This window comes from Desulfopila aestuarii DSM 18488, from assembly GCF_900143695.1.
GTDB classification, from domain to species: domain Bacteria; phylum Desulfobacterota; class Desulfobulbia; order Desulfobulbales; family Desulfocapsaceae; genus Desulfopila; species Desulfopila aestuarii.
The window spans coordinates 1-12689 of record NZ_FRFE01000043.1 but is presented as its reverse complement, the minus strand read 5'-3'; the positions used below and the strand labels follow the sequence as shown (position 1 = coordinate 12689).

At 48.7% G+C, this 12689-nt stretch carries 4 protein-coding genes and 1 pseudogene; 1 reads left to right on the top strand and 4 read right to left on the bottom strand.

What is annotated here, in order from left to right; translation table 11 throughout:
• Window positions 1-105: 105 nt before the first annotated feature.
• From BUF15_RS23850 to BUF15_RS23835, 4 genes are all read right to left on the bottom strand, one after another.
• Window positions 106-1695, bottom strand: a complete 1590-nt coding sequence (locus BUF15_RS23850; RefSeq protein ID WP_084554506.1) for a hybrid sensor histidine kinase/response regulator — start codon at window positions 1693-1695, stop codon at window positions 106-108.
• 62 nt (window positions 1696-1757) lie between these two features.
• Complete coding sequence (locus BUF15_RS23845; RefSeq protein ID WP_073616528.1) at window positions 1758-4493, bottom strand: response regulator; 2736 nt, start codon at window positions 4491-4493, stop codon at window positions 1758-1760.
• A gap of 167 nt (window positions 4494-4660) precedes the next feature.
• Entirely contained in the window at window positions 4661-8452 is a 3792-nt protein-coding gene (locus BUF15_RS23840) for a PAS domain S-box protein (RefSeq protein ID WP_073616526.1), read from the bottom strand.
• A 904-nt stretch (window positions 8453-9356) separates the two neighbouring features.
• A complete protein-coding gene (locus BUF15_RS23835) occupies window positions 9357-11804 on the bottom strand; it encodes a hybrid sensor histidine kinase/response regulator (protein ID WP_159441371.1) in 2448 nt (815 codons plus the stop codon).
• A gap of 651 nt (window positions 11805-12455) precedes the next feature.
• Here BUF15_RS23835 and BUF15_RS23830 point away from each other — a divergent pair.
• Window positions 12456-12689, top strand: a pseudogene (locus BUF15_RS23830) (IS256 family transposase); the annotation flags it as partial.

Below are 12689 nucleotides of genomic sequence, written 5' to 3'. Positions count from 1 at the left end.
GCAGCAAAATGAAGAAGAAAGTGTGGCCTCGCATCATCCTCTCCTTTTTATTTCATCACAACATTGCCGTGAAATTGTTTTCGAATGCACTGTTGTTCTTTCCTTTCAGACAGGTGCGAGAGGCAGAAAGATGGCAAACGTGGTCCCTTCCCCAGCACTGGTGTTGAAAGAGAGTTTTCCACCGTGTTTCTCGATGACAATATTACGGGCAATACTCAGTCCTTGACCTGTGCCTTTGCCAACCCCTTTAGTCGTGAAAAAAGGATCGAAAATCCGATGCTGTATTTCAGCGGGGATGCCTCCACCGTTATCGCCAATGAGTATCTCCACACCTTCTTCGGCGGGACGGGTTGTTACCCTGATCGTGCCCTTGCTGTAATGTCCTTGTTGCACCCGGGCGTTGATAGCGTGCGCTGCGTTGATGATCAGATTGAGAAAAACCTGATTCAATTCTCCGGTGAGGCAGGGGACGGGCGGCAGGTCAGATGCGAGTTCGGTCTCCAGGTCGGCAACGTACTTCCACTCATTGCGCGAAACAGTAATGGTGCTTTCCAGGCAATGATTGATATCGGTCGCGACTTTCTCTGAGGTTCCAGGATGAGAGAACTCCTTCATGGCTTTTATGATGGAGGTGATTCTCGCGACACCTTCCATGCTCTGAGCGATTGTTTGCGGCAGCTCCTCCCGCAGGTAATCGAGGTCTGCCTCGTCCGCGAGGGCGGTCATGCGTTGGCTGCACTCGGTCATTTCCGCACTTTTTCCGCAGGTTTCCTGCAGATTCTGAAGACCCTCAAAGAACTTTTCCAGATCCTTTAATCCGTCGGAGATAAAACGAATATTATCACCGATGTATTGCACCGGTGTGTTGATCTCATGGGCAATGCCGGCTGCGAGTTGACCGATTGCCTCCAGTTTCTGGGCTTGGCGGAACTCTCGTTCCATTGTCAAATGCTCTGTCTGGTCTTCCAGCATAAGTACGGCGCTACTGCTTGCCAGGCTATCACCGATGGCCGGCAATATCGACAGTTGAAAATCGCGTTGACCGTTGGCGGTCTCATATCGGGCCTTGTACTGGAGCGGTGTTCCTTCAGTCAGTACCTTGTGAATAGACACGCTGCATGGGCTGTCGATCTCACTGTGCAGGCAGTTATTGTCGAGAAAGAATCCATCTTGCGGGATGGTGCCGAACCAACTGCCGACCTTGGTGTTCGCTTCAATCACCTTGAGCTCGGTATCCAGCAGCAAGAGGCCGACATGCACATTTTCGGTGATGGTCGTCAGCTTTGTTTGCAGATTCTGGCGCGAAGCCTTGTTCTGCATTTCAAGCTGATGGCGACGCAGAGCATTCGCAATGGTAATCAACACCAGGTTTCTGCTAAACGGTTTGACAATGTAGCCATAAATCCCCGCCTCAAGGATTTTCGAGGCTTCGATCGGGTTATCCATGATGGTGACCATGACCACTGCAATGTCGAGTTGTTGCCTGTGTAGATGCTCGATCAGGTCAAGCCCACTTTCGCCAGGCATGTTCAGGTCTGTGGCAATCAAATCGAAGTTGTGAGAAGTGAGGATTTTTTTCGCTTCGGCAACACAATCAACATCGTGGACCGAGTAGCCGGCTTCGATAAGTATGGACTTCAACAGGCCGCGGATTGCGGGTTCGTCATCAACTATGAGAATAGAGTGGCTCATCATGTTCCTGCTGATTGAAGAGGTTTGGTCCAGGAGAGATGTGTTTTTCAACAACAACCGTTAGGTTATGAAATTGCGAGCATCTGGTCTATCAGGTCATACAATTCCTGGTTGTTTAATGGTTTGTCGATAAATTGGACAGGTAATTGTCTTCCTGTGAAGTCGTCTGCTTTGGCTTTGTTGCCGCTCATCAGGATGACCGGCATGGTCGGTGCTATTTCGTGAACTGCCTGGGCGAGCTTGTCACCTGTCATATGTGGCATGGTCAGATCGCTTAACAGCAGATCGATCCGCACTGATGCATCGCTGATGCGGGTAAGTGCGGCTCGAGGGTCAGTCTCGGATAGCACTGTGAAACCTTTTGCTTCGAGCATGCGCCTGCAGAGTTTGACAATGGCGGGTTCGTCATCAACGACCAGGATACTGTAGCCGGCGCCATTTGATATGGACCTCTCTGTTTGCGGCAGAACTGCAGGTTGTTCATGCTGTTCCACCACCGGGAAGAGCAGGGTGAAGGTCGTGCCTTCTCCGATTTTTGATACAACATGAATGTCGCCGCCACATTCTTTGACGATACCGTGCACGACCGCTAGTCCGAGACCGGTCCCTTCCCCAAGGCCCTTAGTGGTAAAGTAGGGGTCAAAGATGTAGGGCAGAGTGTCTTCGGCGATGCCATGGCCGGTGTCTGTGACGCTCAACTCAATATACTTTCCTGGTTGCAGGTTATGGTAATGGTTCTTCTCTTCGGTCTGGAGAAGTCGAGAGCGCAAGGAAACTGAAAGCCTACCGCCGTCTCTTTGCATGGCATGTGCTGCATTGGTGCAGAGATTCATGATAATCTGGTGAATATGGGTTGGATCTGCCAGTGTGAGGTCAAGGTCTTTTTCTAGATGGAAATCCATGTGAATGGAAGTCGGAAGTGTCGAGCGCAACAGTTTCATCGCCTCCTTGACGATTAGGGAGATGTCGAGCGGCTGGAACTGTTTGTCGATCCGTCTGCTGAAGGTCAGGATCTGATTCACCAGATCCCGGGCTCTGATGCTCGCCTGGTAAACTTCTTTGAGGTCGCCGGTAAGGCTGTCGTTATCTTTTGTCTTATACAAGGCCAGTTCGGTAAAGCCAAGAACTGCGGTCAGGACATTATTGAAATCATGAGCGATACCGCCAGCGAGAACACCCAGCGATTCCATCTTTTGTGCCTGGCGCAATTGTTGTTCAACGCTGAGCTGCTGGCTGATATCTTCGGCTATATAGACGATACTTGTTACCTCACCGTCGTTATTTTTAATCGGGATCGTCGTGATCTCCAGGGTTGTTGTCCCGTTATCAGCCTTGACTTCTGAAAAATGCATCTCGCCAGTCCTAAGGGCCTGCTCAGCCGGACATATACGGCAATGTTTGTCCGTGTTACAGATATCCCGGCAGCTTTGTCCCATGATGCTGGAAACTATTTCGTGAGCATTTTCCTTGGCGGCACTGTTGGCCCAAATAACCTGCATTTCGGTGTCGAGAAGCAGAATTCGGTATTGGAGGGCGTCGAGGATGGTACGGAGCAGCAGTTCGGAACTCCTGATTTTATCCTGGTTTTCCCGTTGCTCACTAATATCTGTTGAAATACCCAGAACGTAAGGCGGACAATCCGGGAACTGGATCGGCATCTTCGAGGTGCGAAACCAGTGCTTTTTTCCAAGGTGACTGGTCCAGGGTTCCTCTTCGATCGTGAGAGGTTTATTGGTGGTGAGGACCTTTAAGTCATCCTGATTGAAGTTTTGGCATTCGTCTTCAACCATATGTTTTTCTTGAAAGAGCTCTGCATCTGTTTTGCCAACTATTTCGTTTGGTTTGAGTCCATACATCGATCCCATTGCCTTGTTAACCATGATGTAGCGCCCCTGGTCATCCTTGACAAAGACCAGATTTGGGGTGGTATCGAAGATGACGCGCAGATATTCCCTGCTACGGAACAGATCGATGGCGATGCGCTTGCGCGCCGAGATGTCCTCGTGGCTGATGACGACGCTGTTCTGCATTGTATTGAGAAGAGGGGTCATCCTCACCTGGTACCATTTTACCGAGTTTGCGCTGGTATGCTGATATTCGGTCTCGATGAACGTGGTTTTCTTTTCAAGGACATCATGCGCCATCTGTCGTAACCGCTCAACTGTTGCCAGATCACTGCAGACATGAGGAAGACAGGTCGTGAAATAATCTGCGCCTTCATGAACTTCTGCTAGCTTCTCTGTCGGGTTATTGCTCGTCTTCGTCCAGGCCCGGTTGAGAAAGAGTGTGGTGCCACAGTCGTTGACAATGGCGATGCGGCTTGGCAGGGAATCGATGGAGGCTCGCAGAAACAGCTCTGCCTGAACCGCCTGGTGGTGTGCTTTGTGCCGTTCGATGGTGTAGTAGGCAATGCGCGGCAAGAGTGATTCCGCCCCAAAACCTTTGACAATGAAATCCTGGGCTCCGAGGGCTATTGCTTTTCTGCCGAGATCTTTGTCGTCGTTACCGGTGAGCACGATAATGGGAGTGGCATCTGCGACAGTGGAAATCGACGTCAATGTTTCCAGGCCGTTGCTGTCAGGCAGGCCAAGGTCAAGAATGATCAGGTCGACATGATTCTGCTGAAGAAAAAGCTGCGCATCTTTTACCCGAATTTTGACGGTCAGACTGAAATTGCCGGTGGTGGAATCGTCAAAAATATCCAGAATCAGCTCGCGGGCAGCTGCAGTGTCTTCAACCAGTAGCACGCTGATAGGCTTTCCAGTGATTGCATGAGTGGCAAAGCCTTTGTTTTGTGACATTTGTTCTTGCTCCATCTCTCAAAAAGTAAAAACTTTTGCCATAACTAGATGATAGGTCAGGTGCTTTCAACTTGTCAAATATATTGTCGGCAACCATCTTTTGCGAAATCCCGGTTATCGGCGAGTGCGGTCATGGCTCGAAACGTACCGGTGGCCTGGGCATGGTCTTATTCTGCAACCCCTCTGCTCTCGAGTGCCTTGCGAATTGTTGCAATGAGCTCTTCTGTCGTGAACGGTTTAGCAAGATAGGCCGATGCTCCGGTATCACTCGCTGAATCGGAGTCGATGCTTGAGCTGTAGCCCGAATAGAGGATGACGCGGGCTGACGGGTTGATCTCAAGAATGTTCCTGGTCAACATATCGCCGCTCAAGTTCGGCATTGTCTGGTCGGTCAATATGAGGTCAAAGGCGTATGGGTCTTCCCGATACAACACGAGGGCCTCAACGCTGTCGGAGCAGGTTGTCACGACATAACCTCGATTTGACAGGCTTCGTGATATAAGTGATGTCAATTGCGGTTCGTCATCCACCACAAGTATCCGTTCCTGGCCTCCCGGCAGATTCTGTGGGACGGCAATCGGGTCTTCCGGCGCCCTTTCATGTTCGGGGAGGTAAATCGATATTGTTGTTCCTCTGCCGAGCTCACTGGTAACGGTTATTTCTCCATGATGTGCTTTGACAATGCCTGATACCACGGCAAGGCCCATGCCGGAGCCTTTATCAATATCCTTTGTCGTGAAATAAGGATCAAAGATGCGTTCGAGATGTTCAGGGCGAATCCCGCAGCCATTGTCGCTGATGGAAAGCAGCAGATAATTACCTGGCGCGAGGGAGGGGGGGGATAACCGGTCGTACCTGGTGATGGCGATCGCCGCCAGTCTGATGGTGATAGTGTCGCCATGATGCTCAAGGGCGTGGGCGGCGTTGGTGCAGAGATTCATCAGCAGCTGGTTGATCTGGGTACGGTCTGCCAGCACATTTTTGCCATCGGCACTACTCTGAAAGTCGATATTGATGGTTGTCGGGATTGTCGCTCGCAGGAGTTTCAAACATTCTCTTATGGCCAGATCGAGGTTAATGGAGGCGCGATGAAGTTCCTTTTTGCGGCAGTAGGCAAGGATCTGGGAGACAAGGCCCGCTGCTCGGTTGCCGGCCGTAATGATTTCGTTGATATCTTCCTCATTTTCGCTGCCGGGCTCTACGCGCTCTTTCAACAGGCGACTAAATCCAAGAATTGCTGTGAGAAGATTGTTGAAGTCATGGGCGATACCTCCGGCCAGGGTACCGAGCGCTTCCATTTTCAGGCCTTGGCGCAGTATTTCCTCGGTATTTTTCTTCTGGGTAATGTCTATGCCGATGTAGACCTGGGTGCCGTCCTCAAGGAGTACATTGGACCAGTTCGAGTCGATGGTGTGACCATAGCGGGTGGTGATGGTGAACTCCTGCCATCCTGTTGATCCGCTTGCCATGTATTCCTGAGCTTTTGCGCGATCTTCCGGGTTGGGGTAACATTCTGCCAGCAGGTCTATGTGCGGCAGGTCTTCGTTGGACCAGCCCACCACTTTGTGAAATTCCTCATTCACTCGAAATGACTGCGCTTGCGGATCATAGAAGGTGATAAGGACCGGCATGGAGTCGATGAGAAGATTGAGGATTTGACGTTGCTGTGCGAGTTCGGTCAGGGTTGTATGCAGCTCGGTGATATCCGACCCGGAGCTGAGCGCGCCGGTTATCGCGCCATTATCATCGGTCAGCAGTGTATTGTTCCAGGCGATGAGCTTTCTCGCACCGTTTTTTGAAATCACGTGATTTTCATAATATTTCTCGTTGACTGGAGAGCCGCTGATAATCTGATTAAAAACAACTGCGGTGTCTTTTCTCTCCTGTTCGGGAATGAATGTGCTGAACCAGTCGATACCAATGATTTCATCGAGCTGGCATTCAAGGATTTCACAGGCTTTTTGATTGGCAAGAAAGACCTTACCGTCCAGATCAAGACCGATAAACATGACTCCAGCCAGCTGCAGATATTGCTCAGCCCGTCCTTTTGCCTGTAGAAGTTCCTGCTCTGCTCTTTTTCGGTCGCTGATATCGATATGGGTTCCGACAACCCTGATCCCTTTACCCTCCTCATTGAAAACGACTTTGGCGCGGGAGAGGATGTCGACCCAGTGGCCGTTCTTGTGTCGCATTTTGAATTCTAGGATGAACTGCTCGCGTCTATGGTTGAGCAGATCGTCGAGCATCAGCCAGGATTTCTGCACATCTTCCGGATCGGTGAGTTTCTCCCAGACGGAAAAATCGTTGGGCAGTTCATGTTCCTCATAGCCGAGCATCTTTTTCCAGCTTGGCGAATAGTAGATTTCGTTGGTTTCCAGATTCCAGTCATAGAGTCCGTCCTGGACGAAATTCATGGCCAGGGTAAACCTTTCTTCACTGAGCAGAAGCGCTTTTTCCGCCTTTCTCAGATCGGTCACGTCAATGATTGCGGCCAGTGAGCTGACGGAGGGTATTTGGTTGTTCTCGACTAGAACAGCATTCATGAGCGAATCAAAGATATCGCCGTTCTTTTTGACAAACTGGTAGCGTATGTTTCGAACCTCGCCTTTTTGGAAAAACATGGGGACTACCTCAGCGAGTGCGTATTTCCTGGATTCCTCAGTAAGATAATCTGTTGAGCGGGTGCCAATGACCTCATCTCGTTCATATCCCATCACCTCCAGCCAGTAATCACTGACATAGACCAGCTTTCCTTTGTTGTTGATCGAATGGTGCATGACTGGTGTACGGTTGTAGAGAAAGCTGAGAATATTCTTTTGCCGTGCCAGCTCTTCCTGTGTTCTTGTGAGTTCAGTTGTTCTCCTGGCGAGGATTTTGCGCAGCATGAAGAGCCAGGTGAAAGCGAGCATGGCGAGGATCACTATTGCTGCCAGGATCAGGAAGAGGCGTTGTTCGAATTTTTTCTCCTGTTCGAGGCGTCTTGAGATCGGGTTAAAGATGAATTTTTTGATATCGAGGGCGTTATGGAACATTCCTATTGTGGTCAGAAAGTCATGCATTTTCTGCCAGCGGTCTGGATTGATGTTGCCAATACGTACTTCCGGATAGTGAATGAGTTGACTGACGCCTTTTGCCTGCAGCAGATTGAACTCGTGAAGTTTCTCCTGGGGAGCACCGCGAACAAGGTCTCTTGTGATTTTGCCGGCTACTTCCTCTACATTGTTTAAGGCATACGTCCAGCCCTTGAGGGTTGCTGCCACAAAACGCTCAACCATCTCCAGGTTGTTCTTGATAGTCGGTTCAGTGGAGAACAGGCTGTCGCCATAAAAGTCGATACCGTATTCGCGAGGTCGCAGGCTTTTGAGCGAGATATTGTTGAGCTCAGCGGTGATCGGCAGGGATATGGTGTAACCGGGGATGACATCAACCTTGCCTTCCAGGAGATGCTGCAGGCCCGGTTGGTGGGGATAGGGCTTGATGCTGGCAGGATCGATACCTTCTGCTTTGAGGAGAGCCTGGAATTCTACATCAACCAGGCTGTCTACCTGCCGGGCGACCTTCAGTCTGGTGAAGTCCGCAGGGGAACTCAACTGGGTATCAGGCAGTGCGAAAAAGGCTGCTGCGCTGTGCTGGAAAATTGATGCTAACACGACTAAAGGCTTGCCTTTATCCCTGGCAATCAGGATATCTGCTGCGCCAATACCGAAATCAGCCCGCCCGGAAACAACCTCGTCAACCGCCGATAGGATGGTGTTGTCTTTGATTGCCGATCGGATCTCAACGTCGATGCCCTGCTCCTGATAATAGCCTTGCCAGAGAGCGCAGTAATACCCTGCGAATTGGAACTGGTGATCCCAGCGTAGCTGAAGAACGACTTTATCGAGATCTTTTGCCAGGGCTGGGCTGGTGATCAGGATCTGAAGAACAGCAAAAATGAGAACAGCAACGGTTGTCTTCAAAGGGTCTACCTTTGGATGAAAATTCTACAGTCATGAAATATTCAAGGTACTCTCAAGTATTGCACGGTTGTATGATGAAGGTCAAGTTGAGGGCATGACAATAAAGGACTACACATTGAATGCGTCAGGGCCTGGGAGGAATTGAACGGTTGAAAAGTTAAAGGGATGAAGGCCTAAAGGGGTATAAAGGGAATTCCGAACAGTAAATAGAAGCCGTCTTCATTATTGGAGCGAGCGAGACGATAACAACTATGTATCTCGGCAGGACCGTTTTTGAGCAAGTAGTGCTCAATGGTGGGGTCGAGCATGTTGAGATTATCCTAGTCCTTGTCCATGACAAACGAACAGACTGAATTGCAACCGAGCTGGTTGTTGAAAATTAAAGGTCACTTATGAATCCGCGAGGTTTCGCTTTTTTAAATTCCTAACAGCAAAAATGCAGTCTCTGACTGTAGACTCTATGAACTCTTACAGAACATCAGGTGATAATGATAGAGGACATGGCTACTAGCATTCCTTAGACCTTGTTTGGTAAGCTCTTCCTTAGAGTTGCTCCATTATGGCGCAATTATAAGTTGTTGGCCGATCCCACCATATCAGGAATAGTTTCAACTTGTAAGGCTCGCCATCTCCTTCCTATAGGCAATTGAAACCTCAATCTGCCACTGAACGATACTGTTGTGCAATAGTGCAAAATGCCTCACCAGACCTATGTATACTCAATAATCATTTTCAAAATAAAGTGTTTGCAGGATATTTCAATCTTCGATATGGCTATATCGAAGATTTGGATGCCTACCACTTTTAGTATCCCGACAGTGATAAGGTCGAAAATCAAACGGATATCTAAGATTAGGCTTTACCTGCATGCATCTAAAGCTCTTCCCTCAATTCACACTGCGGACTAACTGCCACCCTTTTTCTCTAAAATATCGTGAAGAGTCTGGGCAAGCTGACGCTGAATGACCGGTTTTGTCATATAGCCATCAATTCCCATCCGTCTGGCCTTTCCTTCATCTATAATCTCACTGAATCCAGTGCAGAGAACCACAGGCATGGCCGGACTAAGTTGTTTAATTTTCCGGGCCAACTCCACCCCATTCATCACCGGCATGTTCATGTCGGTGAGTACAAGGGCAATCCGAGTTCTCTGCTGCGTGAAATTCTTCAATGCCTCAGTACTGCTCGAACAGAGCAAAACTTCGTACCCAATATTTTCCAGCATTTTCTTCAACATCTCACCAAGAACTGGTTCATCATCCACGACCAGAACGGTACCTTGCCCTTGCGGTATGACTCCAGCCTTTGCCGTGTGTATGATCTGATCACTGCTCTGCACCTGGGGCAGGTAGACATGAAATTCTGTTCCCTTACCCTGTTCGCTATAGACGGTGATATGACCCCTATGGCTCTTGACAATGCCATGCACCACAGATAGCCCCAGCCCTGTACCCTCGCCTTGCTTCTTGGTGGTAAAGTAGGGTTCAAAAATCCGTTTCACTATATCTCTGGACATGCCGCAGCCTGTGTCGCACACACGTAGTTTTACATGCGGACCCGGTTGCACATCCAAGCTATCCAGGTAATCCTGAGCCGTTAACTCAACAACCTCCAGGCTGACGTTTAACTTGCCACCAGTCTCGCGCATGGCATGATAGGCATTGGTACAGAGGTTCATAATTATCTGGTGGACCTGAGTTGGATCTGCCATGACCAGGCCACAATCAGGCACATGCTGATGTATGGAAATGGTCGTTGGGATCGAGGAACGCAGTAGTTTGAGAGCCTCCTTAACAATCAGGTGGATCTGCAGCGGTTGTCGCTTCTGATCAGACTGGCGGCTGAAAGTGAGGATCTGCCTGACCAGCTCCGTTGCTCGAATGCCCGCGGTGTGGATACTCTGCACCATCTCAAGTTCTTCACTATTCTCAGGTAGTCGATCGGCCACTAATTCACTGTAACCAATAATTGGGGAGAGGATATTGTTGAAATCATGAGCGATACCGCTAGCCAGGGTACCAATGGCCTCCATTTTTTGGGCCTGGCGAAGCTGATCCTCTAACTGCTTGAAAATAGTGATATCCTTGGCGGAGTGGACGATGCCGAAGAAGTCTCCCTGCTCACTAGTAATAGGCGAAATGGTGACCAGGAAGTCTTTTTTCAATTTCGCATTATGAAGTTCGATACTGTGGGTCTTACCATCTTGAAGGGCTGCTTGGGCCTGGCACCCAAAGCAAGGAATATTGTTGTCGTTAAACAGCTCATAGCAATAGCGACCAATGAGAGCTTCCTTTGTAGTGTTAAAGAAAAGAGCAGCAGCACTATTGGCTTGAATAATTCGGAAATCCTTGTCATGCACCGTAATAATTTCTTCTAAGATGGAGTCAAAGGTCCGTTCCCAAAGTACTTTTGCTTCCTTAATTTTATCCTGATCCGATCTTTGTTGAGTGATGTCTTGGGCCAGCAGAAAACAGCCCTGCACTCCGCAACTGTTTTCAAAATGAGGAAGAAGAGTGGCGCGGAATAGGCGCATTCCATCATTGATTATTGGGATAGATGCTTCATAGTCCACCACTTTACCAAGCAGGGCTTGATTGATATAATCGGCGATCTCGCTATATGCATTGTCACCGAGTAATTCATGAATCTTCTTGCCGATAATCTGTTCTGGTTGTAGATAAAACCAGTTTTCGAACTCTTTGTTGACCAGACGATAACACCCCTCCTTGTCAACATAGGCAATGAGTACAGGCAGCCCATCGGTCAGCAACTTTAACATCCTCTCATTCTCTCGAATCAGTTTTTCCTCGGCCACACGTTGCATCAACATCTCGTCCAACGAGGCAGAAAGCGTTGCCAGTTCGTCATTTCCAGCAAGCGCGGAACGGGCAGTATTATCTCCTTTGCCAAATTGTTCCATAGTCTTTGCAATCAGCAACATACGTTGGAAAATGCCGAAATGTAGATAGAGCCAGACTGCCAATGCGATTGAGGTAAGTGTTAAAAATGATACAATAATATTCCAACGCAATGCCTGTTTCCCGACCTGTTTGAGAACATTCATGTCGTACTCATAGTAGAGTAGTGCCCTCATGGCCGCGGCTTCGTCAATTATCAATGGGGATATAGCGAGAAGTGTTTCCGAATCTTTGCTAACAACGACAGTCGACAACTGTTCCTTCTTCCGAGAGACGCCTTCTAGCAATGCTTTCCCTTCACCAGATATTCCTGCCTCAGCAAAAGCCTGGCCTAACCAGGCTGGATTCGATGCGCTTATAATCTTGAGTTTTTCGTTCAATACTATGGCGGCCCTATGGCTAGGATCACCTTGAGTCAGAAGATCAATATTCATCTGAAGCCGCTCCATATCCTTGTTTCGCAAGGCAGAATTCAGGCGGTTCTGATTCCGCCCCATAGTCTCGGTAACAAAGTGGATAGCCTGTTTCTCGATCAAACGTGAAAAAATACCGTTAGAAAACAAGTAACTGGCTGCAATCCCGACCAAAGCAAGAGATATAAGCAGACACGGGACCACGAAACGCACGGGGTAACGGGAGATGAAATTCATAAAAGACCTCGGGATAGACTTCAGAAGATCAACTATTCGTTATGATACAACAAATAAAAACGTACATTAAGTTTGGATCGCCAAACTGGGTGGTTGTGTAGTAGGAGATAAAATGGAACAGGGGAAAAGAGGGCATCCCAGCCTGTCCTAACCACAAAGATCATGCATGCGCCTGATTGCCTATCAATAAGATTATTACGTTAATGGGGAATAGGGAATAGAAATAACTTGCTTTACAAAAAGAGAGAGGGGTCTGGAACTAGGGAACTTTGATGGGATTAGCTTCATCGCCTCTGGAGCAACAGAGCATTTATTCGTTCTGTTATTCCAAGAGTTATGCTCAAAAGTGGTGTTTGAGGGAGAATTAAAAAAGAAATGACGTATCCTGTTGGAATCAGTTTGCCAAAACAGAATTCCAACAAAAAAGGATACGTCATGATCAACAGTAAAGTTATCACACTGAAAAAGCCAGGAGAGTTTGTCGAAGACCCGCTGACCGAACTGTTACGTATCGGCGCCCGACAACTCATTGCTGATGCGGTTGAGGCTGAATTGCAAGACCTGCTCCAGCATTACGCAGAGCTGAGAAATGAGAAAGGGCACATGCAGGTTGTGCGCAATGGCTATTTGCCTGAAAGAGAAATTCTCACAGGGCTTGGGCCGGTCAAG

Bases quoted from the DNA above. Each gene is read 5' to 3' on its own strand.
- BUF15_RS23850 (WP_084554506.1), bottom strand. From the start codon at position 1,695: ATGATGAGCCACTCTATTCTCATAGTTGATGACGAACCCGCAATCCGC.
- BUF15_RS23835 (WP_159441371.1), bottom strand. From the start codon at position 11,804: ATGAATATTGATCTTCTGACTCAAGGTGATCCTAGCCATAGGGCCGCC.
- BUF15_RS23845 (WP_073616528.1), bottom strand. From the start codon at position 4,493: ATGTCACAAAACAAAGGCTTTGCCACTCATGCAATCACTGGAAAGCCT.